Source organism: Deltaproteobacteria bacterium (genome assembly GCA_016180845.1).
GTDB lineage: Bacteria > UBA10199 > UBA10199 > JACPAL01 > JACPAL01 > JACPAK01.
The window spans coordinates 29,110-53,441 of sequence record JACPAK010000002.1 but is presented as its reverse complement, the minus strand read 5'-3'; the positions used below and the strand labels follow the sequence as shown (position 1 = coordinate 53,441).

The following is a 24,332-nucleotide window of genomic DNA, read 5'->3' as shown; positions in this document are numbered from 1 at the left end:
CTCAATTTCTCCCAATTGGGCGGGTCCTGGCTTTCAGAAATCATTCGGTCCCGGAGCCATTCCCAGGAACGCCGTTGTTAAAAATCGATGCGTGACCTCTTCATCCATCGGATCCTGAACAATCAGAAGGATCTCCACCGCCCTCGGAAGCTTGTTAATATTGTCCAGACTGGACGAATCCCAGCTCTCGACAAATTCCCCTTTCACCGAATCAAAATAGCGAAAATTAAGTTCGGAGATCCCTTTAAAAAGAATCGAGGTCCTCCCTCCCTCTTTTGAATCGGCATCGGGAGGAGATTGCTCCCTTTTCTTCAACACCCAAAGCTCCTGCTCACTCTCCTCGTCCGGCTCCAGGAAATAACTCACCTCCGCCTGGTCTGACTCCTTCGAATCCTTCAGGTAACGGACATGGGTGAGCGTTGTGAAGGTAAGGCTATCCTGATCCCCTTCATCAGATCCGATAAAGACAGTCTTGACCCTCTGTTCCCCTGCCCCGGAACGGCCCAGAAAATCGGGTGTCGAATAAAGGTAGGCGGACTCGAGCTCTTTCGTCATCTGCTGAAGACTCAGTCCCGCCGACTGGAAGATTTCGTAGCGGGTGTCGAATCTTTCTTTAGAGGCAAATGTTGTCCCGGCAGCCTGCCAGACTAACAAGGAAATAATTGCCAACAAGGTAATCGCAATTAAAACTTCTATTAAAGTAAAGCCTCGTTGGTTCATCTCGCCCCCAAGGGATTCACGACATGAGTGATGAGTGTCAGCCCAGGCTCCTCCTCTTCAAATTCCATCCAACCAACCTCGACTCGAATCTCCCTCGATGACTTGGAGAGTTCCTCCGAAAGCATCTGCATCGCCTGACCTAAAACCTCCGTCTCTCCTCCCTCAGGAAGGGAAGGGGTCGGTAGCTCGACCTTCTTGACCGCCAACTTCCAAAAAAAATCAGGATACTTCTCCTCCTCAAAAACCCCTTTCTCCTCTTTTTCGTCAGGAAATTCCCCCTTCGGGATCCCCTTTTCGATTTCTAAAAGGACCTCGGACATCTTTTGTTTCGCGAGAAGAGTCGCAATCAGAAGTCTTTCAGCCCTCGCGGAGGCGAGGATCGATTGGCTCTGGAGATTCATGAGGGCGAGCAGGGAAACAGCGAGTATCGCTACGGAGACCATCACCTCCAGAAGTGTGAAACCTTTATTCCTTTTTTTCGAGATCACGATATTCCCCCTGAATATTGACCCCCCCTGACAGAGACATCACCTCCACCGAAAAATGGTCCTCGTCCCCCTCGTCACGCAGATTGATCATCCCCTCCGTCGCATAGCCGTCAGGGAAAAAATAGAGATAGAGAACCCCTTCTGTCTTTTTTTCAGGCAAATACCCGACGGTCACATCCTTAAAAAAAACACCGCTCCCTAATTTCCGACGACGAAGGAGCGTGTCATCCTCGATCTCTTCGAACTTTTTTTTCTCCTCAGGGACCCCTTCTTCAGGGTTTTCTTCCGGAACCGCTTCTGCCTCTTTCCCCTTCCCCTTCCCCTTCTTCTCTTTACTTTCCTTACTATCGTCTTCTTCACTGGAGATCACAAAAGGATCGGCACTGACCTCCACCCAATACTCCGACTCACCAAAATCGAGGGCAAGACGCAGATACTTATGTTCGGTAATCGCCTTGGATCGAACGTAGCGAATCAAGGAACCGAGCTCACGTGCAGAGCTTTTGAGTTCGACATTCAGGGCAGTCCGAAGGCCCGAGGTCGCGAGCGCCACGATCACCCCGACGATCGCGAGCGCCACCAGAAGCTCGATCAGGGTAATCCCGCTATTTTTCCTTAGTGACGCCAATCTCCCAGGAATTAATATCCTCATCCGTATCCTCTCCCCCTTCCTGGCAGTCAGCACCCAGAGAAGTCATTTCATAACGGTTTCCATGGAGACCGGGACTATAGTAGATAAAATCACAACCCCAGGGATCCTTTGGAACCGCGTTCCCCTTCAGGTAACCATCACGCGGATAAGAGTTGGGGATCCTCCCGACAGACGGTTTTTCAATAAGCGCCTTCATCCCCTGCTCTGTTGAGGGGTAAAATCCATTGTCACGACGAAATTCATCAAGTCCCGTCTCGAGACTTTTCATCTGCGTCTTTGCCGCGGTCACCTTCGCCTGATCCAATCGTCCCAAGACGTTGACGGTCACGATTGTCGCGATCATGCCCAGAATGGTCACGACAACCATGATTTCAATCAAGGTCATCCCTTTCTCGCTCAGCATCTTTTTCTTCATGATTCCCCCTTTTTGTTTGACTCCACTCAAGCTCCCAATTGATTCAATTGCAAAATCGGCAACAATATCGACATCACAATAAACGACACCGCTCCTCCCATAATCAGGATCATCAGAGGCTCCAGCAGTGTCGTGAGTGTCCCGACCAAATTATCAATCTGTTGATCAAAATTTTGAGCGATGCGGTTCAGCATCGCCTCAAGCTCCCCTGTTTTTTCTCCAACAGCGATCATGTGAATCACGATGGGGGGGAATTGACCACTTCGACGCAGAGGTTCTGCCACCGGTTCCCCCTCTCTGACCGCAATCCGCGTCTCCTCGATCGCTTGAACAAGGAGCGTATTTTGCACAATTTTTTTCACAATATCCAGTCCATTCAGAAGATTTACCCCACTGCTCATAAGAGTCGCCAGGGTTCGCGTGAAACGTGAGATCTCAACCATCCGAAACAGTTTTCCGAAAATCGGCAGCTTCAAGACAAGACGATCGTACAGGTCCTTGCCTTTCGGGGTTCGGAGAAAACGCCGCAAGCCGTAGAAAATCCCGCCAGCCAGGATCAGCAGGAGGTACCAATAATTTCCGATCAGATGGGAGAGACCGATCAACAGGCGTGTCGGGAGGGGAAGCGTTGCATTCACATCCTCAAAGATCTTCGTGACCTTCGGGACAACATAAACAATGAGGAACGCCATGAGTCCTGTCCCAACAAGCGCCATAATCAGAGGATACATGAGGGCCCCAAGGATCTTCGCCCGCAATTTTGCCTGACTCTCCATCAGATCGGCCAGCCTCTCCAGCACAACCTCAAGCGCCCCGGAGGCCTCACCCGCCGCAATCATATGGATAAAAAGACCGGAAAAAACTTTCGGGTGTTGACCTAACGCCTCAGAGAGTCTGGAGCCCTGAACCACTGCCTCCTTGACCGACCCCATGATTCCCCGGAGCTTCAGATTCGCCGTCTGTTCTGACAAGGCGGCCAGGGCATCCACCAAAGGGATATGCGCCGAGACGAGGGTTGACAGCTGCCGGGTCAGGGCCGCGAGATCCTGAAGTTTGATTCTCTGAAAATACTTTGCGAAATCGACATCCCCACCCAGGCTTAAACCTTTTGAAGAGCGAGCCCCCTCCAATCCAATATGAGTGGGATAAACACCGATCTTTCTGAGCTTCAGTCGTGCTGCCTTCTCGGACTCGGCATCCATAACGCCTGAAGCCGCCTTGCCCTGAGTGTTTAACCCCTTGTATGCATAAACAGGCATTATCTCAGCTCACCGGTGACTCGGAAACATTTTGTTCGGCAGATGGCTCAAGAGGCTGCTCCAGCCGCTCTCGCAAGACATCTTCCTGCGTCACAAGCAAAACCTCTTCGAGGGTGGTCTGTCCCTTCATCGCCCTCTGAAGCGCATCCTCTCTCAGGGTGACCATTCCCTTCCTCATCGCAGCCCTCTTCAGCGTGGTCGCATCACAATTCTTCATCACAAGGGAACGAAGCTCTTCATCGATCAGGAGAAGCTCATGAATACCGCTACGACCTGAATAACCGGTCTGCATGCAGTTGGGACAACCGACCGCTCGATAGAGCTGGCGTCCTTTCAGATCCTCGCGTCTTAAATTCAGACGTCGGAGCTCCTCTTCGTCAGGGTTGTATTTCTTGGCGCAATCCCGACAAACAGTCCGCATCAGTCTTTGGGCCAGGATGGCAATGACGGAGGAGGAGACCAGAAAAGGTTCCACCCCCATATCGAGAAGACGCGTAATCGAAGAAACGGAGTCATTGGTATGCAAAGTTGAGAAGACGAGGTGACCTGTCAGCGCCGCCTGGACAGCAATCTCGGCGGTTTCCTTATCACGAATCTCTCCCACCAGCACCACATCGGGATCCTGACGAAGGATCGCCCGCAGGCCGGAGGCGAAGGTCAGGTTAATCTTGGGATTGACCGGAATCTGATTGATCCCTTCGATCTGGTATTCCACCGGATCTTCCACCGTAATAATCTTGAGGTCCGGTTTATTAATCTTGGTCAGACACCCATAGAGCGTCGTCGTCTTGCCGCTTCCGGTCGGCCCCGTCACAAGGACAATTCCATGACTCATGTCGAGCAGTTCATTGATCCTCTTTTGTATCTGGGGATTGATCCCCAATTTTTCGATGTCCAGAACGACGCTGCTCCTATCGAGCAGACGAAGGACGATCGATTCACCGACCGCCGTCGGGACTGTCGACACACGAAGATCGATATCTTTTCCGGCAATTTTCAGACGAATGCGGCCATCCTGGGGAAGACGTTTTTCTGCAATATTTAAGTTGGCCATGACCTTGATTCTGGAGGTAATCGCCGCCTGGGCCTTCTTCGGAGGATGCATAATATCATACAGGGTCCCATCGACACGGAACCTCACAATCAGATCCTTCTCAAACGGTTCGATATGAATATCAGAGGCCTTCTGTTTCACCGCACGAAAGATCAGAGAGTTCACAAGGCGGATAATCGGGGCCTCATCCGCGGAATCCAGCAAATCCTGAACCTCCTCCAATTCCTGGCCAATCGTATCCAGATTCTCCTCCTCGAGCTGTCCAGCCCCCTTCGCCCCCATGTCGCTCATGCGGTTATACACAGAATTAATTGCAGAAACGATCTCATAGGAGCTGGCAATAACAGTCCGAATCGGTGCCCCGTAAAGAACACGTAGATCATCCACAATATAATGATTCAGGGGATCCGACATCGCGACGATCATGGTCCTGTCTTCCTTTTTGATCGGAATCACCTCATTTTTCTTCGCGTAGTTGAGCGGGACGACGCTCATAAGTTCCGGCGAAATAGACTCAGGTTCGATGCGCGTCAGATAGGGGATTCCCAATTGGATCGAGAGCGCCTTCAAGATATCCTCGTTCCTTAAATATTTGAGTTGAACGAGGGCATCCCCCAACTTAACACTTTTTTCCCGTTGATAGGCGAGAGCCTCCTCCAACTGCTGTTGGGTGAGGGAGGTGTTCTCTAATAAGATCGCCCCTAATGATCGATCTTCCATAAGATAGAAAGCAAGTTTAACACCATTAAAGTGCCAGGTCCACTTCCTCATCAGGACTCGAGGGAGCCCCCGACTCTTTTTTGGGTGACTCTTTTTTTGGCTCCAGCGTGGGAGCAGGAGTCGGGGCCTTTTCAGGAGTTGGCGCCTTTTGAGGTTCTTCAAAAGGGGCCTCTTCCGTAGAAGGTGTATATTCCAGGAGATGACGGGAATGAGTTGCCATTGACTGACGAATCTGCTTCCTTTGGGCCTTGCTGTAATTCTCATCAATAAAGGCATTCTTTTCTTCGATCTTTCTCTGCAGGATCGCCAGAAAATCCCTCGGTTCCCGAATAATGTTAGGGGTCAGGAAAACCACAAGATTGACCTTTTGTTTTGACTTGCGCCGGGTCTTGAAGAGCCAACCTAAAATCGGGATATCCCCCAAGAGAGGGACCTTGCTGATGACGGTCGTATATTTATCCTTGATCAATCCCCCAAGCACAATCGTCTGCCCGTTCTGGGCAACAATCGCGGTCTTGATCGATCGCTCCGTCGTCGAGGGACCCGCCTGAGTCGCAATACTCGGCTGTTCCTGTTGAGGCAAGACCTCGCGATCCTCCTGACTCACCTCAAGACGGACCGTATCGGCCGCCGAAATCTGTGGTTTGATCTTCAACGTCAATGCGACATCTTCCCGAGTAAAGGTTGTCTGCAGACTTCCTCCAATAGTCGTTGCTGCCGCCGTGGGAAATGGGACCTTTTGACCGACCTTGATCTCCGCCTCCTGATTATCGAGGGTCAAGATATTCGGTGTCGAAAGGATGTTCACATCCGTTGTCCCTTTGGCCAACTGAAGCGCTGTAAAAAAGGCAGGGACACTCAACTGGGTCGTTCCTGTCCCGCCCGGGGCCCCGGGTGTATTGATGGTAATTGTATCCCCCGTATTGACAGCCCCTGCACTTCCGCCCAAGAGACGTGAAGGGTCGAGGAAACCAAAGGTGCTCCCAAAGGCGGCAACCTGAGTCCCACCCACATTAAAGGCCTTCCCTCCAATCGCCCCGAATCCTAACTGCTGATCTTCAGAGATTGAAAGCTCGACAATAACCGCCTCCACATAGACCTGCTTTCTCGGGATATCGAGTTTCGAGATCACCTGATCGACAAGGATCTGGTAGTCCTTCGCGCTCGAGGTAATCACAAGCGAGTTTGTCGTTTCATCTGCCGTTACCGACCATTTGCCCCCCAATGCAACACCACTGAGCATCTCAGGACCGCCTGGTCCAGGAGGCCTTGGGGCCCCCGGAGGTCCCTTGTCTTTTGAAAGGGCCCCTGACAACGAGGTTAAAACAGAGGCGATATCCTTGGCGGCGGCGTGTCTCAGATAATGAACATGGATCTCGCCCACCGCCCCCTGGAGTGGACTATCCAATTTCTTGATCAGATCCCGGACATCTTTGAGCGCCCTCTTGGAGGCCAACACGATCACTGAGTTTGTCCTCTCATCAGGGATCACCTTGCGAAGAAGTGGCGTCTCATCACCACCTTCCCCCTCTGCTCCTTTTCGTCGCGGACGTGCCTTGTCCCCCCCTTTTTCTTCTTCAAAAATCTGCGTGATTTTCGACGCGATATCTTTCGCATCGGCATAGACAATCTGGATGATCTCCATAATCTCCTGAGGACCTTCGGTATCGAGCTCTTTGATGAGACGAAGCAGACGATCAATATTGGTTCCGGTATCGGTAATGATCAGGGTATTCGTAACCGGGTAGGCAAAAAGGTTCCCCTCTTTTGAGACGAGACTCTTGATCACATTCGACATATCAATCGCACTGATATTCTTCATGGTAATAAGACGGGTAATGAAGCGATCTGTGTAGGGACTATCGGAGGTATAAAAATCGATCGGATTGCTAATCGCCTCCCTCGTCGGGACAAGTCGATACAGACCGGCCGGTCCCTGACGAATGGTACACTTGTTCGCCTCCAGCGCAGAAAGGAACGTCTCCCAAACTTCATCCTTCGTCATCTTTCTTTCACTGATAATAGTGATCTTCCCCTTGCAGGCCTTGTCATCGAGAATAAAATTTTTGGAGAGGGCGCGACTGATCTGCTTGATCACCTCGGTGATATCCTCATCGGCCACATTAAAATACATCCCCTCCTCTTCCAGAATTTTCTCTGTTTCTGTTGCTGGGGCCGGGCCAATCGGCTGGGAGACCGTAGGAACTGCCGTCTCTACCGGGGGGGGAACTTCTGCCGCTGGTGTTGGAGGAGTGGTCGGCGCTGCAAGATCACTCGGGGCAGGGACCGCCGGTGGTATCTCCGCTGGAGGAACCGTCATCGCCGGCGGCAATCCAATGACCGGCGGGCCGACTTGACTTGGTGACGGGGCAGCTGGCTCCAAAACAGGGGGTTGAGTCGGTGAGACAGGTTCAAGACTGACCGCCGGGGGCAATGTCGTCGGAGGTGATGGTGCCGGTGCGGTCATCTTTGGAGTTGGTAAGGTGACGGGGGGATTCGGCGCGACATCGGCCGCCCAACTGAGTTGAGTCACAAAAAAAGTAATGACCAAGACACAGCTAATGAGTCTTTTTCTACCTAATTTCGTATTCGAGTGTGGTATGTTTATCCCCCCGCAGCACATCAATGCTAAAGGTCTTTTGATCCTTCAGTTCACTGAAGAGTGCCATGCCCCGTTTAACATCAAGCTCCTGCCCATTAATTTTTTCCAAGACATCGCCCCGTTTGATTCCCAATTTACTTATAATACTTCCTGGCTTCACGGAAAGAACTTTCATGCCGGCAACCCTTCCATCTTTGAAATGAGGCACGATCCGGACCTCCGTATAGAAACGATCAAGATTGGCCAAGGCATCATCAATTGCCGATTGATCTATCACCGTAACATTCCCTTCCTTGCCAACCGTCTCTACCACCTTTTCCTCGGAAGGACCAGAACTCCCTGCCGCTTTTTTCTCTCCATGAACTTTTTCAGCCGATTCAAAAATCGATTTCTTGCCACTGTCAAGGGAAAGCTCGGCATATTCAAGCCGGCCATTATTGATAAACTCTATCCGATCTTTCATCACCTTCGTCAATCGGACATTCGCTGAAAAAGATTTTTCATCTCCGACATAATAGACGTCATCCTTGCCCCCCTTTCCTTTTCCACCTCCCACCGTGACCGAGGAGCGTCGATCAATCCCTTCACCAACGACAAGAGTTCCCAAGACTCGAACATCGAGTGAGGTCTTCACGGCAGGACCGCCTTCATTCAAGATCTCTCCCGCCATATCTTCCGTGGAAACTTCTTCCAGACCAGAAGCTTGCGAGTTAAAGATATTCCTTTCAGCAATAACTGAATAATCCTCTACGGTGGGCGCTCCCTTTTCATCTTCAGTAATCTTCTCCTCAGCAGGGGTTGTCTCCACAGCAGGGGTGAGAAGATTGGAGCCTAAAAGAGAGGAGACAAAAGTTGAGATCGCTTGCGCGACTAAAAAACAGGAAATCGCAATGGTAACGAAGTGCAGACACCAACTGTATCTTTTGAGAATGATAACCACAGGCCCCCAGCCTCCCGACGTTATAAATTAAGCTAATTTATGCATAATTATATCACATTTTTAGGATCGGGCAAGCGGTTTAATTACTTGACTTTTAACCGTTATCTCCCATAAGGTACTGCGCTCCATGGCAAGAATAACTGTCGAAGATTGTCTCGAAAATTGCGAAAACCGATTCGCGCTCGTCCATATCGCTGCAAAGAGGGCCCGCGAACTCTATAAAGGGGTTGAACCTCTTTATCCTTGCAAAAACAAAGAAATCGTCACCGCCCTTCGAGAAATTGCCGCCAGCCTCATCGGATTTAGTGAGACTCGGGAAGAAGAAGAAAAGAAACCCTCGAAAAAATAAATTGTCAATAAGCCACGGGTCGGGATTGAACCGACGACCTATCGCTTACGAAGCGATTGCTCTACCACTGAGCTACCGTGGCAATATCAAACTAGTTGCAACACTTATCGAATCCCTTTAAAAATACAATGTGAAACACATGAATAGAGCGAGCGTCGGATTCATTCCGCGCGAGCGACCTTTGTGGGGGGCTCGGGGGGGAAGTCGACGCAGTCGCCCCCCGATATTATGATCCTGTATCCGGCCATTGATATTTATCAAGGAAAGTGCGTCCGTCTGGCACAAGGTGACTTCAACCAGGCGAAGGTCTATTTTGAAAATCCTGTCGATGCCGCAAAGAAATGGGTGGACGAGGGGGCGCAGTGGTTGCACGTCGTCGACCTCAATGCCGCTGTTGAAGGACACCCCATCAACGTGAAGGCGATCGAAGAGATCATGACCTCTGTCGATGTTCCCGTCCAGATCGGCGGTGGGATCCGAAATGAGGAAACCGCTGAAATCTTTTTAACCCTTGGAGCGGGTCGGATCGTCATTGGGAGCGCTGTGATTGAGGATCCTGATCTGTTGCAAATTCTTTGTACCAAATTCGAAAATCGGGTCGCCCTGGGTATCGATGCGAAGGATGGACTAGTCGCTGTCAAAGGATGGAAAGAGATCACCTCACAAGAGGCACTCAAATTCGCTCAAGAATTAGAATCTAACTCACCAGCCTGCATTATCTATACGGACATCTCGCGTGATGGAATGCTGACGGGACCCAATTTTGAGGCGATTCAAAAAATGGTGAATGGACTCTCAACCCCTCTCATCGCCTCGGGAGGCATCTCTTCCCTTGACGATCTTAAAAAATTAAAGGAAATCGGTGTCACTGGTGCTATTTTGGGAAAAGCCCTTTATGAGGGAAAAATTAATTTGCTCGATGCACTCCAAACAGTTTCTTAAAAAGCAAGAAATGGCGTTAGACAAGGAGCACGAGCGAGGTCGACCGAGACGTACTTGTGTGGTACGTCGCAGGGAGTACCGAGTGAGAGCGACGCCGTATAACGACATTTATTGCTTTTTATGCTGACCAAAAGAATTATTCCTTGCCTTGACGTGAAAGACGGCCGTGTTGTGAAAGGAACCAAGTTCGTTAATCTCCGGGACGCCGGAGATCCGGCCCTTGTGGCCAGCCAATACAATGAAGAAGGGGCGGATGAAGTCACCTTTCTCGATATTACAGCCTCTTCAGAAAAGAGAAAAATCTTAATCGATGTCGTCGAACGGACTGCAGATCGAATTTTCATGCCCCTGACTGTTGGAGGGGGGATTAAAAACCTTCAAGAGATTCGTGAACTCTTGCTGGCTGGCGCCGACAAGATTTCCGTCAATACAAAAGCGGTCGAAAACCCCTCTTTCATCCAGCAGGCGGCCGAGAAATTTGGCAGTCAGTGCATTGTTGTCGCTATCGATGCAAAACGGGTCGTGCCCAAAACAAAAAAATGGCGCGTTTACACACATGGAGGACGGAAGGAGACGAAGCTCGATGCGGTTCAGTGGGCCAAGCGAGTGGAAAAGCTGGGTGCCGGCGAGATCCTCCTGACAAGCATGGATCGTGATGGAACAAGAGAAGGTTATGATATCGAGCTCACACGAGCCGTCTCTGAGGCGGTGAGTATCCCCGTCGTCGCCTCCGGAGGGGCCGGAAATCCGGGTCATATCCTCGAGGCCTTGACAAAGGGAGAGGCGAATGCCGTTATCGTCGCCTCCATTTTTCATTTTCGAAATTATCGCATTGAAGAGGTAAAGGAATTTTTGTGGCAACATGATGTCCCAGTCCGACTTTAATAAGACAGTGAACCCCAAGTGTTCTCTCTCCAGGTCCTGCGAAACTCGCCCGGCATTGTTCCGCGATTTCGCTCTGGTCCAAGGCTTCCCGCCGCGAAATCGCTCACTTTCAAAGGTGGGTCTCAAACAGGTTCTCGGACCTTCCGAAAGAATACTTGGGATTCACTGGAGATAAGTTATGATGAACTCAGTGATTGACCAACTGAAATTTGACGAAAACGGCCTCATCACCGCCGTCATTCAGGATTACAACAATAATGAAGTCCTGATGGTCGCCCATATGAACCGTGAGGCGGTTGAAAAAACTCTCAAAGGCCCCTATGTCACGTTCTGGTCGCGATCCCGAAAAAAATTGTGGGTCAAGGGGGAGGAATCAGGCCATACGCAGGAAGTGAAGGAGGTCTTCATCGATTGTGATGCGGATACCCTTTTGATCAAAGTAGATCAGAAGGTCGCCACCTGTCATGAGGGGTATCGAAGCGACTTTTTTAGAAAAATTGAGAAGGGAAAGATAGAGATCATCGCGGAAAAGATTTTTGAACCAAAAGAGATTTACAAAAAATGAGTACATGTCTTTTCTGTAAAATTATCAAAAAAGAGATCCCATCCAAAATGATCCACGAAGATGAATCCTGTATCGCCTTTCATGACATCTCCCCTCAGGCCCCCACGCATATTCTTGTTGTCACGCGTAAACATATTGAAAAAGTGGCCCAGCTCGACCCTCAAGATAAAGAGTTGGTCGGACATCTTCATTGGGTTGCGAAGGAGATCGCACAACAATTGAAGTTAACCGATTTTCGGCTTGTTTTGAATAATGGCGCTGCCGCTGGTCAGTCGGTCTGGCACCTACACCTCCACCTTCTCGGTGGACGCCCTTTTCATTGGCCGCCAGGATAAAAAATTTTCAAATTAAGGCCTGAATCTTGGCAAGAAGCATCTCTGAACTAAACGGCTTTCTCAAAAAATCCTGCGCCCCATCAGCGATAACCCGTTCCGAAAGACCCGGTTCTGAGAGCGCTGTCTGAACAACAACAGGAATTCTTTTCGTTTCCTCTTTTGAACGAAGTGCCTCGAGGACCGTCCTGCCGCTCCCCCCCGGGAGTCGAAGATCGAGGAGGATCAGATTCGGTCTTGCCTTGTGCGCCAACTCTATCGCCCGAACCCCCTCCGCAGCCTCAATCACCTCATACCCCTCCATCTCCAACAGATCACGGATCGCCAGGACCTGATCCGGCTCATCATCAACCACCAAAATCTTTTTCCCCCCACCGCTCATTTGTGGAGATTCCACAACAGGCAACGTAAAGTGAAAAGAAGCGCCACCTGTTGATTGATTTTCCGCCCAGATCTTTCCACCATGTTGATCCACAATTTTCTTGCATATCGCGAGACCCAAACCGATCCCTTGGTAACCAGCTCCCCCTTCAGGCCTTTCCAGTTGACTGAATTTGCCAAAGAGACTCCCCATCTTCTCCAGAGGAATTCCAGGTCCATCATCGATTATCACAACCTCAACAAAACCCTTCTGTTTTTGAACACAAATCCTGATTTCTCGCCGCACATACCGGCTCGCATTGTCGAGAAGATGTCTGAAAATTTGTCGAACAAGATAATCATCAGCCTGTACAAAGATAGGGCTGGTTGATTCTGTTTCTGATTCAAACTTGAGCTGAAGTTTAATATCCCGATCCTTTGTGACTATCTGGAAGTTTTCCATAATTTCACGGAGTACTGTCTTTAAATCAAATTTCAGGGGTTTGAATTTCGACTGTTTTGATTCGAAGCGCGAGAAATCAAGAAGGTGGAGAACGAGTCCTTCAAGACGGCTCAAATTCCGGGTAATAACCTCCACAAGTTCTCTCTGCTTTTCTGTCAGCTCACCCCCAACCCTATTCTGGAGATTCGAGGCAACACCTTTGAGATGCGAAAGGGGTGTCCGAAGTTCATGGGAAATCATCGAGATAAATTCGTCCCTTAACTTCTCAAGCTCGCGCATCCTCTCCTTTTCCCTTGCCTCGCTAATCGCCCTCTCTATCGCAGGCCCCAGACGTGACAGTCGATCTTTCAAAAGATAATCAACCGCCCCTTGCCGAAGGGTCTCAACGGCAACCTCCTCCCCAACAGTCCCGGAAACAACAATCACCGGAGTCCCGGGAACCCTTTCTTTCAGGAGCGGAAGGACCGTGAGGACATCAAATCCTGCAAGATTATAATCAACAATAACCAGGTCCGGCTTGAAAAGATCGAGCGCCTCCAAAAACTCCTCTTTTGTCTCAACCCCTTTCAGGGAAAAGAGAGGATTAAACTCCCGAAGCTGAAGGGCAACAAGCTCCCTGTCACCGGGATTATCCTCCAGATAGAGGATCCGCATTTCTTGATCCATCATCATCTCCCCCCTTGCGATCGAACGTCCGATTGTACCCGAAAAAACAGGCAAAGCTAAAGTCCTAAATACCCCGCCTCTCTTCCTGTAACATATTGACATCATTTATCTTTTCAAATTGAAAAAAAGTTTACAAACATATAGTAAAGAGCTATTATATCAATAAGTTATTTTAATTTAAGGAGATCGCTCCGTATGGTGGGTTTTCTCCGCAGGTATTTTGTATTCCTCTTTTTCATGACCCTCTTCGGCTGTCTCGGGAGTGATCAAGCAACAAACGGGAAATTCCTTTTGAATGAAAACAGTGAGGGGACCGCCTATTCTCCCCCGACTCCTATCTTCAGGGATATCCGGATTGTCGCCTCAGCGAATCATCTGACTGCAGACCTCCCAGAAGGAAATCTGGAGACCTTCGCACTGACGTTGGATGACGCTACCCTCTCCTCAAACTCTGGGGATGAATTATCATTACTGGCGGACGAGAACCTCCAGCTTGACCTCACAACAGACGAACCGGCCGAAATTGCCTCAACAAGACTCCTCCAGGACTCCCCCTACGAAGAGGTCACGCTGACATTCAGCTCCATTACGATCGAAGGTTCCTTCACAACCAATGGACAAACCTACACCTTCGAGGTCAACTCAACAGAACCGATAGAAACTGTCGCCGCGATTCCAGAAGAGATCCTGACCTTCGCAGCAAGTCCAAATCTCCAGGCCTTGGCCTTTTCTAAATCACTCGAATTCGACCTCAATATCACATTGCCAACTCTGGAAACCTATCAGGAGGTTGTTGTGGAACTCCAAGAGGCTGTCTCTCTCTACAATCTCTCACCCAATGAAACGATCCGGATCTCCGAAGACTCGGATGATCCGATGTCACAATCGGTACGAGAGTCAATTCGAAGTCATTTTGAAGAAGCGGCCAGCACGAAAGTAACCAAAAAGACAAAGCCTGCAAAAGAGAAGGAAGAGGCCAATGAAAAACAAGATGAAATAGAAGAAGACGGAGAAGAACAAAATAACTCATCGAGTGAGAGCGAGACCGCTGATCACAGGGGAAACAGTCCGAGACAAGAAGAAGGAAATCGAAACTCAGATCGTGAGGAAAACCGCAATCAGCAGAACGACAACAACGATGAGAAGAACAAAAACAGTAATGAAAACGAAAACAAGAAAGATGATTCGGGAAAAGACAAAGACGATGACAAACAGGACAAAAAGGGAAACTCGGATCAAGGAAACGACAATCAGCAGAAGGAAAATAAGGGGAAAAAGAAATGAGGTAGGCGAATGAGTCTTTCAGTTGGAGATCGTTATCAGATTTGCGGAGAAATCGGAAAAGGAGGGATGGGAGATCTCCATATTGCACTGGATAGAACCAATGGGGGGAAAAGGGTCGCCCTGAAGATGATCTCTCGTCCTGTCGAGGGGAGAGACCTGCAATACCTGAGGGCAGAATACAGTTGTCTCACGCATCTGAGTCACCCCAATATCGTCCAGATTTACGATTTCGGTTATGACAAGGAGAGTCAGCGTTTCTATTTTACAGAAGAATATATTCCGGGAGAGTCCCTCCAAAATCATATCGGTCGACTCCCCTTCCCCAAGATTCTGGAAGTTACGGTACAAATCTGTCAGGCATTGGCCCACCTCCACGAGCGTGGGATTGCCCACGGCGATCTAAAACCCTCCAATATCCTTCTCGAATCCGGTCAGATAAAGCTGGTTGATTTTGGACTCGCTCGGGAAATGAAAAAATCCAAAGACGACCGACCGATCGGAGGGACACTTGCCTATCTCGCACCAGAAATCCTCTCCGGCGGAGACCCCTCTCCCCGATCGGACATCTATAGTCTCGGAATTCTTCTTTTCGAACTCACCACAGGCCGTCTCCCCTTCCAGATCGCTGACTTCCCAACAGCCCTGAAGGCCCATCATCTGGACACACCGGATCACCCAAGCCGGCTTCTCCCTTCCCTGCCACCTGCCTGGGGGGAATTCATTCTGCGTCTCCTCAACAAAGATCCGCAGGATCGGCCTGCAGAGGCTGCGGAATTGATCCGTGAAATCAATCTGACCTTCGGCACAAAATTTCCGACAGAAACAATCCCTTCGCGTCAAAAACGGCTCTCCTCCCTCCCGTTTGTGGGTCATGAAATGACCTTCAAAACCCTTTCCCGGTCACTCAAAGATCAAAACACAACGCTGATTCTCATTCGAGGCCAGCCGGGGGCTGGGAAGACACGATTCCTCAAGGAGGTTAAAAGAATTTGTGAAGAAAATGATGCCCCCTGTGAAACGATTCAATGGATCGACAATTTCGATTCGCTCTCTCTTCATGAACAAATGGGTCTCGTCAGCAAAAATCAAAAAGGGGGAGGAAAGGTCATCGCCACTGTTACGGAATGGCCACTCCTTCCGCTTCCCCAGGAAACGTATCAAAGACTGGAGCTCCCGTATCTAACAGAAGATCAAACGACGAGACTCCTTGAAAACACATTCGATGGCGACATTCCGACGACCTTCGCCAAAGAAGTTTTCCTCCTGACAGAAGGGTTTCCCTCCAGAATTATCTCCCTTGTCGACAAACTTTACGAAGACTCACTGATTCCCTTTGAACCAATCTCCGCCCAGCTTGCCCAGACAGATCTCTTCGATCTCTATGAAAAAGACTCTCTCCATGGATTTCGACAGAAAGAAAAAAATGACTATTCGAGATCGCTGGAGCGAACGATCCTCTTCTACGAAGGGAGGCTGCAACAAGGAGACGAATCCCATCGGGACACCCTGGCGGAACTTTATTACGAAAAAGGGGACCTGGATAAAACCATCTCCATCCTGGAAAACAGTCCTCAGGCAACCTTTGCCAGGCAACTCCTGTTATCAAAGGCCTGGATTAAAAAAGGAGATCTCAACAAAGCGGAAGAGATCCTTCAGACGACAGACCCAGACTCACTGACTCAGCCGGAGCTGGCAAATCTGATGAACAATCGTGGAATGCTGAACTTTTATCGTAGCCATTCACAAAAATCAGAAGATTGTTTTCAAGAGGCACGAAAATATTATCTCAAAATCGGCGATAAACTCCATGTCGCGGCAGCCGATAATAGTCTCGCCAACCTGATGCTTAGAACCAACCGGGAAGAAGAGGCGGAAAAACAGTATCTCAAGGCGCTGAAGGGAGCGCGGGAGATTTATGACCTGATGGGAGAAGGCTCCTATCTGATGAACCTGGGCGCCCTGTATCAGCAGCGTCAGGATTATGCCAAGGCACTCGAACGGTATTACGAAAGTCTTATCCGTTTCCAAAGGATCAATTACACACTCGAGATTCCACGGGTCCTGAACAATCTCGCCAATACTCATCTCCAGATGGGAAATCTCCTTCGGGCCAAGGAGTTGATACGAGAGTCACTCCATCTCACACAGGCCAAGAAGCTCCCCTATCTCGAGGGATATGGCCTCCTTATCCGTGGAGATATCTACGCCTCTGATGGAAAACTGTCCGAAGCAGAATTGAGTTATGCGGAGGCCCTGAAGCGTTTTACGACGCTCGGCACCAGAGAAGAGGAATCCCTTGCTAAAATTGGACTCCTCCGGGTCGCACTTGAAAAAGAGGATTGGAAAACCTTCGATCAGGAAAGAAATTTCATTGAATCCTCCCTCACCCCTGATTCAAGACACTCCCTTAAACAGGATTTTCAAGGCCTCCAACTCCTCGCACACTATGCCCGAAATGAATTGAAGAGCGATGATCTGACGCAAATCCTGCAACAAGAGCTCCCCCGAAACCTTTTTCCGATCCTCGAGCGAATCAGCAAGAAGAGGCATGATTTCATCACCCTCGAATGGGTGGCGGCAAAGCTGGGACGCGCCGGTCTCTCTTCGGCAAGGAATCAGGCGCTATTCAAAGAAAGGGGAGGAGATCTTGTCACCCTTTTCGATCGACTCCATGTCGTCCATGCCATGATCGCCGCTGCCCGGCCGACATCTGAAGTGGTCAGCTCAATCCTCAAAAGCGTTCTGGAACTCTCCCAAACCGACCGAGGAATTTTAATCCTCAAAAGTGGTGAGAGCTTTCAGGTCAGCGCCTCCCAAAATCTGGAGGGGAATATCGCCCAGGAAATCGGTCGTCGAATCTCATCGACCATCATACACAATGTCCTTCAATCCGGGCTCCCCTCTTTCATTGAAGATGCCCAAGAACTCAACCCTGTCATCGAGAGTGTCGCTAATTTGGGACTTAAATCGATCCTCTGTTTGCCCATGAATGCGAACGGAGAAACCTTGGGGATCATTTATGCCGATTCTCGAAAGAATACTTCTTATCAAGGGGTCTTCCCCCTCCTGCAAGCCTTTGCTGACGAGGCCTCTCTGGCCATTATCAACTCAAGGCTTATGGAAGAGGTCCGGGAGAAAAATCGTACGATGAAAGAAAATGAAACCCTCATGATTCAATCAGAAAAAATAAAAACCTTGAATCAGATGGCTGCCGGAGTTGCCCATGAAATTTCCAGTCCCCTCGCCGCAATCCGCTGCCATGTGGAAATGGCGCTGCAAGAAGGGAATGAGTCACTCAAGCCTGTTCTGAACTCAGTGGAAGAGATCGGCAATCTGCTTCATCAAGTCCGATCCCTTGCCGGCAATCAAAAGCCGGAATTCCAGCTCCTCGACCTCACTGCAGTGACGAAGAATACTTTAGAAGAGTTTGCCTCTCTCAAAAATCCGACGATTCAACTCAAAACATCACTCCCCGATCACCCCTTGTGGTTTCAGGGGAACTTTAATCTCCTGCATCAGGCGATCCTGAATCTTCTTTCGAATGCACATGACTCCTTGCTCCCTCAGGGAGGGGGCACCATTCAACTCCAGATTCAATCCTCCGACTCCTGGCATAAACTGATCATTTCAGATGATGGACCTGGAATCCCCACAGAAATCATGACGAAAATTTGCGAGCCGTTCTTCACAACAAGTTCCGGTTCCGGTGAGGGGAAACTGGGGATCGGGCTTACGATGGCGTTAAGTATTCTCCATCAACATGGCGGTAAAATGGCGATTGGCAATCAACCAAACGGAGGGACTTGGGTCACACTGATGATCCCAGCTCATAAACCTTCTTCAGAGGATGCCTAAATGGGAAAACTGATCATTGCCGATGACAATCGAAGCCTAACGATAGGGCTTCAGCGATTCTTTCGAAAAAAAGGATATGACGTCTCAATCGCCTTCGATGGAGAGGAACTGCTCTCCCTCTGCAAGGATAACCATGTCGAGGTGGTCGTCCTCGACCTCCGGATGCCCCGCATGAATGGTTTGGCCGCATTGGAAAAAATCAAGGAACACTCCCCCAAAGTCCGCGCTATTGTGATCACCGGGTTTGGAGACTCTGAGGCCCTCGCAGAGGCAACGCGCCTCGGGGTGCGTGACTTTCTCACAAAACCGTTTGGTCTCGACGAGATCGAAAAAAGTGTCTTGCGGGCGATGAATCAGGAAGAACTATCTTTGTAAAAGAAATTTAAAGACGTAGACCGATCCCAACCCGATCGTCGACGCGGCAATCAGATAAAGCAGGGGGACCCACCAGCGAGGCCTTCCCTTCCACTTGCGCGGTTTGAAAACCAATTCATACCAGGGGACAAAACCGGGGATCAGGATCTCATCGATATCCGCCCCCCCCATTCCACCCCTCTTCCTCTTTTTTCTAAAACCGAAGATCGTCTTGGCTGCCTCTTCCCCCACAGACGGTGTTTGACCGGAACCCAAAACCCCTCTCCCCTCATCAGTCACCCCCTCCTGAGCGGTAGGCCTCAGCTTGAGGTCAAGCTCCCGAGCGACAATCTCTTCGGTCCGCGCCGAAAGGGCGATCCCTTTCGTCACCTCGGGCTGGTAGAGTCCCTCGACCGATCTCGCCTCCACCGATTCTGTCAGGGCGCTCTTGAATGCCTTCGCAAGATCGGGCTGCACGACCCTGTGTGAGAGGACGAGAAAGCTAAGCTCGGAACCGCCAAACCATTCTGCCAAAACAGCCTTCGCCAGAGGGTCACCGGGTTGCAGGGAAGAAAGCCTCTGCAACATCTGGGAATACTGGAGCGGATTCGTCACCAAAAGTTGGGCGAATTTTTCTGATTTACCGTTCATAAATTTGAGATCCGAAAACAAAATCGCGAGCACCTTCTCGGCCCTCTCCCTCTGGCTTGATCTGGAGACAAGGAACTCAGGTGGATTTTGAACCATCCCGCGATAAACAGCCTTCTCGACATTTTTCCAATCGGTCTTCTTTCCCATGACAAACGGGAGAAACCTTTTTCCGAAATCAACCCAGGCCTTTTCTTCCTTCTTCGCATAACGCTCCTGACCGGGCGGGAGGGCAAACTCCTGCTTCTTCGCCTCCCCTTCCCCCTTCGCAAACCAGGAATAAAAAACCTTTAGAAACGCAACGAGCGCCTTTTCCACTACGGGAGGTATCTTCGATGATGACGTTGCAATAGAAGGAGACAGCAGTCCTTTTTGAAGGATTGTCTTGACCTCTTGAAACTCCTCTCCCTTTTTCCCGGAGAGAGCGATTCGTTCTGTAATAAGGGTGCTGGTCTTTCCGGCAGACGGTTCCTGTTGAGAAGCCTCCTTCGGGGCCAATTCGGAGGCCCTGATTTTTGCCTCAATCAGACTGAGATTGCGCCCCTTCCACTCATCAAGTCCCCTGCCCTGATGGCGATCATAATGAGGCTTTCCTAATTTTCCACCCTCATCGCGGACAAAAGAGGCCCCAGGCTTGTGGGCACCGGCGTCCTTATGATCGATCGTTCCTAAAACAGTCCCCTTTTCGTCATGAACAGTATGCGCATGGGGTTTATGATGCGCATGGCCGTCATGGTGGGCTTTTTTTACTCCTCCGCCTCCTCCCATGAAACCTCCTTAGTTTTGTTATTCTACCTTATTATGACTGTGCGGTCGATCCTCTTTCAATTTCCCTTCGACCAACTCAAGATATTGCTTCGCGACTTGTAAAGCATCTTTGACTTCATGATCGCTCGCAAAGAAATCTCCCCCGTAAAGGAAGATGTTCCGATTTCTTCTCATTTCATCAAAGGACCGAATCAAGTCAGCAGACTCGCCTCCCAATAAAAAACTGGCCATTTCAATGATGGCAATATGATGTCCGACCTGGCTGCGGGGACGCTTACCATGCCGCAGGATCAGGGCCAAAGAAGCCTTCAACATCGCCTCATAGGACAACTCGTAGGAGGATTCTTCGTCCAGATCGGCAATTTTATAGGCAGCCTTTAACTTTTTACGAGCTCCTTCGAGATGCCCTTTGATCTCCTCGGGTCGATAGGAATGATCTTTAAATCGCCGGTCTTCTTTCATTCGGGACCTTTGATGGGTATTTTACGCCCACTCATCACGTTGGCTAAAAAAAAATCCTTCTTCTTGAGCCGATTTTCAAACTCTTTACGATTAAAAATCCGATAATGGATCTCACGTCCTAACTTCTTCTCCAAAGGACGAATGAGCCTGACCAGATCGATAGTGCGGATGGTTCCGACAACCATCAAATCAATATCGCTTTGGGCATCCGGCCTCCCGCCAGCAAAGGAACCGTAGATAAATGCCTTTTCTACTTCCGAAATATCCTGAAACGCTTTCCGAAGCAGAACAGGCGCCCCTTCTGTTTTTAAAATAAGCCCCCGGATCTCCTTGAAGAGGGGGTGTTTCTGATTCAGGGTGAAGAGCTTGAGACGCCCTTTTTCGGAGACCGTAAAAAGCCCCATCTCGGTGAGTCGTTTCATTTCTCGCGAGAGATTGCCTGGGTCCATCGAAAGGAGCGTGGAAAGCTCCCTCAAATGATGAGTCCGGCCCGGATTCGTCATAAAATAAACGAAAATCTGCCGCACCCCCTTTGAATAAAGATCCATCATGTTGTGTTAATATACAACATATGTTGTACTTTAATACAAGTGAAAACTGCGGGCAAAAAGAAGTGCTCGATCATCTTTCGAGGACAAAAACATCTCCTCCCAAACTTTCAGGCGCCTTTGCATTCGGAACAATCAGGTCATTAAACGCATCCGGATTTCGTTTCCGGATCTCCTCGATAATACGCGCAAGATCCGGAGGTGCATTAAGAAAGATTTTCTTGCGGACGCCTCCAGGAACTGCAAACTCAACCGTCTCTCCTGTATCTATAAACTTGGTCCTTGCACCTTTCGGATAGGCACGAATCAGGTTCGGAACGACAACCAAAAATTCACGATCCCGCTTCTCATCCCGTGTCATCCGTTCAAACTCCCGTGTCAGTGACGGATTCCATCGGGCGGCAACTTCAGTATTACGTCCAAAACGAAGTATCAGATCGACCATCGTCGATGCCGAGATGTAATGCCTCGCCTCGACCTTACTGGGAAAGGGCCGCTCCCCCTTTTTCCCAACCGTTTTTTGGCCCTTTTGATCGATTGGCCCTTCGGGTCGTTCGTCCGTCTTTGTTGGTCCGAGTGTCGGCAGATCGACTGGAGAGTTTGGCATGTAGACCAGATTGACCTTAACCTTCAGTGGTTCGAACCCCTCCCTCCTTCCGACACCTATCAGACGCCTGTTGGCGATCGCTTTCGCAAGCCAATGCGAGGCCTCCGGAGCTCCCCCAAGCTGCTGGACCAGATCCATGAAGAGCTGTCGCCTCTCGGGAGGGAACCTGTCCATTAACACGATGAAATTCTCCGGTGACTTGTAGATCGCATAATAGAGCTCTCTCTCTTGCTGGTCCAGATATTGATAGCTCGGAATTTGTGACAAGAGTTCGTTGTACTCTCCAGCAGCATTCGGGTTCGTCTGAACTCCCATACTCTTCTCTACCGCAGCAATATGTCCTGCATAAGAACTTTTAACCGTCCCGATATCCTTCAAAAATTTAATCGCCGATCGAATCGACGGAACCTCTTCCCGCCGCATCACCTCCCCAGGTCTCTCAAGAAGCGCCTTCGCCCGATGGTAGGTCGGACCCGTAAGCATTTCGGAAATAGACTGCTCAGCGAGATGGAGCAGAAATTTCTTCTTCTCCATAGTGGGAAGGAAAATAAAAGTCGCTGCATCCTCCCCTCGATAAAACAGGATCTGGTCAATTCCTCCTTGATTCCTAGTCGTGTCGTAGTGAACGACAAAGTGTGAATTGCGATAGACCTGACGCTCTCCGTCATTCATCACTCTAATCTTAAATACATTCTCGCCAGCCCCTTCCCAACGCATATCAATAGGACCCTTCTCAAGTGCATCAAGAAGACCTTTGAGACGAGGGTCCGAGGTGGAGAGCTCAACACCTCCGGAACTACTCGTCGAAAAGGCGCGCTCAGGTGGTGGGCTATCGGAGTAACTTCCGGCACCACCGGGAAGTATGAGATTCGAATTTGTCTTGATCGCTTCACCAGCCGGAGAAGCGGTTGCCGATCTCTGTGCTGCCAGCAGCTCTGGAGGAGGTGAAGCGATCAAAAGTTTTTCGAACGGGATCGGCGGGGTCACTCCCTGGGCCAACAACAGACCGAAGAGGAGATAATGGGGATCGAAGATCGGCGCCCTGACCACCGGCCCATTCGCCTCGGTGAAGGTTTGATTGTCCACCAGATGCCAGACCTCTTGAACCTCTTTTGTCCCGGCATCGATATAAACGAGAACCGGTTCTATATGGGAATCAAACGCCTTCTCCCCCTGATATCTCTGGACCGCGAATCGCCATCCCTCTGGAAGTGGAATCCCAAGCTCCTCCATCGCATAGAGAAAAAGCTTTGTCCTCGCCTCACAATTTCCCCCGTGCTTGTCGAGAAGCCCCAAGAAACTTGCCTGTCCCGATCGGTAGTCGAAAAAATAATCCCGAAAGAGAAGTTCCCTTAAGAGCTTGACCTTCTCCCTCCAGTCCGAAACCTCGGCGAGCTCTTTTCGATATTGATCGAGATGTTTATCCAAATCCTTTGCAAGGAAGCTGAAATATTCACGAGTCATGCCGGATTTATCCGTCGCTTTGTCGTAATCCAAAAGTGTCCGCCCAATCTTGAGTGATGAGATCCCTTTTTCTCCGAACTCGGTAAGCGCCTTGACTATTTTGGTGACGATCTCCTCCACCCCGGACAGAGGCCGCAGATCCTTTTTTGCAACCGGGCTTGCGGGCCGTGTCTTTTTCTCAATCTCCTCGAATGCAATCTCCTTCACCTCCGGTGTCAGACACCGCTCTCCGCCTTTGATTCCTTTGCCTTTTCCATCGAACCCTTCACAGAGAAGCGGCTTCTTTTCTTCCTTCTTTGATTCATCTTTTTTTGCCTTAATTCGAGTCGCACCGGGACCGAGCAAAGACATTTGTTTCTTCTCTTCTTTCTCTGGAAGGGGATTGAGCAATCCAAAACCATCCCCCGATCCGAAAAACGCCCCGATCAATCCGCCACCAACCGCCATCGAGGCAGCAGCGGCAACGCCCAATCCCAAGGCAACGGCCCCGAGTCCAACACCCCCCATCACGAGAAAACCCTTTGAAAGGGTGCTTAGTCCTGTCTCCGCCGACTCGGCACCCCCTCTCGTTGTTCGTAGATAACCTCCCCAAAAAAGTTCCGCGCGATCGAGGTATCGATCGGCTTCTCGAAGTGCAGAAAGTGCCACCCCTCGATTGCCAGAGGCCAATTCTTGTTTCGCCTGATTCAGGTAACAACTTCCGTCCCAGAGCGCTTGAGAATAGGTCTCTCGAAATTCTTGCGCACCGGAGAGCCTGTCGGCAATGCCACGAATAAATGAGTTGGTTTTTTGAGTAAAATATCGGTTTCGCTCCACAAGTGAGACAAACCGCTGCTCGAGATTTTTATACGATCTTTCGAGATCCGCCGGCAATGACACCATATCCCAATTATTATCGGTAGTTAGAGGGGGTGGAGTTGCCTTCATGTT

General features: G+C 49.9%; 21 protein-coding genes and 1 tRNA gene. 8 read left to right on the top strand and 14 right to left on the bottom strand.

Annotation, left to right across the window (positions count from 1 at the left end; translation table 11 throughout):
• Nucleotides 1-33: 33 nt before the first annotated feature.
• Genes HYT76_04370 through HYT76_04335 form a run of 8 tightly spaced genes read right to left on the bottom strand, consistent with a single transcriptional unit; the run spans nucleotide 34 to nucleotide 8,850 of the window.
• A complete protein-coding gene (locus HYT76_04370) occupies nucleotides 34-720 on the bottom strand; it encodes a prepilin-type N-terminal cleavage/methylation domain-containing protein (protein ID MBI2082785.1) in 687 nt (228 codons plus the stop codon).
• A complete protein-coding gene (locus tag HYT76_04365; protein MBI2082784.1) occupies nucleotides 717-1,208 on the bottom strand; it encodes a type II secretion system protein in 492 nt (163 codons plus the stop codon). The genes HYT76_04370 and HYT76_04365 overlap by 4 nt, the downstream gene beginning before the upstream one ends.
• A complete protein-coding gene (locus tag HYT76_04360; GenBank protein ID MBI2082783.1) occupies nucleotides 1,186-1,860 on the bottom strand; it encodes a prepilin-type N-terminal cleavage/methylation domain-containing protein in 675 nt (224 codons plus the stop codon). Before HYT76_04360 ends, HYT76_04365 begins: the two co-directional genes overlap by 23 nt.
• On the bottom strand, nucleotides 1,814-2,275 hold the full coding sequence (gene gspG / locus HYT76_04355; GenBank protein MBI2082782.1) for a type II secretion system major pseudopilin GspG: 462 nt from the start codon (nucleotides 2,273-2,275) through the stop codon (nucleotides 1,814-1,816). Before gspG ends, HYT76_04360 begins: the two co-directional genes overlap by 47 nt.
• A gap of 26 nt (nucleotides 2,276-2,301) precedes the next feature.
• Nucleotides 2,302-3,534, bottom strand: a complete 1,233-nt coding sequence (gene gspF / locus HYT76_04350) for a type II secretion system inner membrane protein GspF (GenBank protein ID MBI2082781.1) — start codon at nucleotides 3,532-3,534, stop codon at nucleotides 2,302-2,304.
• A 4-nt stretch (nucleotides 3,535-3,538) separates the two neighbouring features.
• The gene (gene gspE / locus HYT76_04345; GenBank protein MBI2082780.1) at nucleotides 3,539-5,308 is read right to left on the bottom strand and encodes a type II secretion system ATPase GspE; all 1,770 of its coding nucleotides are present in this window, start codon (nucleotides 5,306-5,308) and stop codon (nucleotides 3,539-3,541) included.
• A 25-nt stretch (nucleotides 5,309-5,333) separates the two neighbouring features.
• Complete coding sequence (gspD, locus tag HYT76_04340) at nucleotides 5,334-7,841, bottom strand: type II secretion system secretin GspD (protein ID MBI2082779.1); 2,508 nt, start codon at nucleotides 7,839-7,841, stop codon at nucleotides 5,334-5,336.
• Nucleotides 7,842-7,881: 40 nt separating this feature from the next.
• Entirely contained in the window at nucleotides 7,882-8,850 is a 969-nt protein-coding gene (locus tag HYT76_04335) for a hypothetical protein (protein ID MBI2082778.1), read from the bottom strand.
• Between the two features lie 127 nt (nucleotides 8,851-8,977).
• Here HYT76_04335 and HYT76_04330 point away from each other — a divergent pair, with 127 nt between their 5' ends.
• Nucleotides 8,978-9,199, top strand: a complete 222-nt coding sequence (locus tag HYT76_04330; GenBank protein ID MBI2082777.1) for a DNA-directed RNA polymerase subunit omega — start codon at nucleotides 8,978-8,980, stop codon at nucleotides 9,197-9,199.
• 10 nt (nucleotides 9,200-9,209) lie between these two features.
• Here HYT76_04330 and HYT76_04325 read toward each other — a convergent pair.
• A tRNA-Thr gene (locus tag HYT76_04325) sits at nucleotides 9,210-9,281 on the bottom strand.
• 146 nt (nucleotides 9,282-9,427) lie between these two features.
• Between HYT76_04325 and hisA the strand changes: the two genes are divergently transcribed.
• The 4 genes from hisA to HYT76_04305 all read left to right on the top strand — a co-directional run bounded on the left by hisA (nucleotide 9,428) and on the right by HYT76_04305 (nucleotide 11,926).
• Nucleotides 9,428-10,141: a 1-(5-phosphoribosyl)-5-[(5-phosphoribosylamino)methylideneamino]imidazole-4-carboxamide isomerase gene (gene hisA, locus HYT76_04320; GenBank protein MBI2082776.1), complete on the top strand. Its 714-nt coding sequence runs from the start codon at nucleotides 9,428-9,430 to the stop codon at nucleotides 10,139-10,141.
• Between the two features lie 120 nt (nucleotides 10,142-10,261).
• The gene (gene hisF / locus HYT76_04315; GenBank protein ID MBI2082775.1) at nucleotides 10,262-11,026 is read left to right on the top strand and encodes an imidazole glycerol phosphate synthase subunit HisF; all 765 of its coding nucleotides are present in this window, start codon (nucleotides 10,262-10,264) and stop codon (nucleotides 11,024-11,026) included.
• Nucleotides 11,027-11,204: 178 nt separating this feature from the next.
• The gene (gene hisI / locus HYT76_04310; GenBank protein ID MBI2082774.1) at nucleotides 11,205-11,591 is read left to right on the top strand and encodes a phosphoribosyl-AMP cyclohydrolase; all 387 of its coding nucleotides are present in this window, start codon (nucleotides 11,205-11,207) and stop codon (nucleotides 11,589-11,591) included.
• Entirely contained in the window at nucleotides 11,588-11,926 is a 339-nt protein-coding gene (locus HYT76_04305) for a histidine triad nucleotide-binding protein (protein MBI2082773.1), read from the top strand. Before hisI ends, HYT76_04305 begins: the two co-directional genes overlap by 4 nt.
• 7 nt (nucleotides 11,927-11,933) lie before the next feature.
• Here HYT76_04305 and HYT76_04300 read toward each other — a convergent pair whose 3' ends face one another.
• The gene (locus tag HYT76_04300) at nucleotides 11,934-13,415 is read right to left on the bottom strand and encodes a response regulator (protein MBI2082772.1); all 1,482 of its coding nucleotides are present in this window, start codon (nucleotides 13,413-13,415) and stop codon (nucleotides 11,934-11,936) included.
• Between the two features lie 192 nt (nucleotides 13,416-13,607).
• On the opposite strand from HYT76_04300, the gene HYT76_04295 reads away from it, so the two are divergent.
• Genes HYT76_04295 through HYT76_04285 form a run of 3 tightly spaced genes read left to right on the top strand, consistent with a single transcriptional unit; the run spans nucleotide 13,608 to nucleotide 18,926 of the window.
• Entirely contained in the window at nucleotides 13,608-14,696 is a 1,089-nt protein-coding gene (locus HYT76_04295) for a hypothetical protein (protein ID MBI2082771.1), read from the top strand.
• A 9-nt stretch (nucleotides 14,697-14,705) separates the two neighbouring features.
• The gene (locus HYT76_04290) at nucleotides 14,706-18,551 is read left to right on the top strand and encodes a protein kinase (GenBank protein MBI2082770.1); all 3,846 of its coding nucleotides are present in this window, start codon (nucleotides 14,706-14,708) and stop codon (nucleotides 18,549-18,551) included.
• On the top strand, nucleotides 18,552-18,926 hold the full coding sequence (locus HYT76_04285; GenBank protein MBI2082769.1) for a response regulator: 375 nt from the start codon (nucleotides 18,552-18,554) through the stop codon (nucleotides 18,924-18,926).
• On the opposite strand, the gene HYT76_04280 is transcribed toward HYT76_04285, so the two are convergent.
• From HYT76_04280 to HYT76_04265, 4 genes are all read right to left on the bottom strand, one after another.
• Nucleotides 18,915-20,321 carry a hypothetical protein gene (locus HYT76_04280; protein ID MBI2082768.1) on the bottom strand — a complete coding sequence of 469 codons (1,407 nt, stop codon included), beginning with the start codon at nucleotides 20,319-20,321 and terminating at the stop codon, nucleotides 18,915-18,917. The genes HYT76_04285 and HYT76_04280 overlap by 12 nt on opposite strands.
• Nucleotides 20,322-20,339: 18 nt before the next feature.
• On the bottom strand, nucleotides 20,340-20,783 hold the full coding sequence (locus tag HYT76_04275) for a hypothetical protein (GenBank protein ID MBI2082767.1): 444 nt from the start codon (nucleotides 20,781-20,783) through the stop codon (nucleotides 20,340-20,342).
• Nucleotides 20,780-21,334, bottom strand: a complete 555-nt coding sequence (locus tag HYT76_04270; protein ID MBI2082766.1) for a nucleotidyltransferase domain-containing protein — start codon at nucleotides 21,332-21,334, stop codon at nucleotides 20,780-20,782. The genes HYT76_04275 and HYT76_04270 overlap by 4 nt, the downstream gene beginning before the upstream one ends.
• A 70-nt stretch (nucleotides 21,335-21,404) precedes the next feature.
• A complete protein-coding gene (locus HYT76_04265) occupies nucleotides 21,405-24,329 on the bottom strand; it encodes a hypothetical protein (protein MBI2082765.1) in 2,925 nt (974 codons plus the stop codon).
• Nucleotides 24,330-24,332 lie beyond the last annotated feature (3 nt).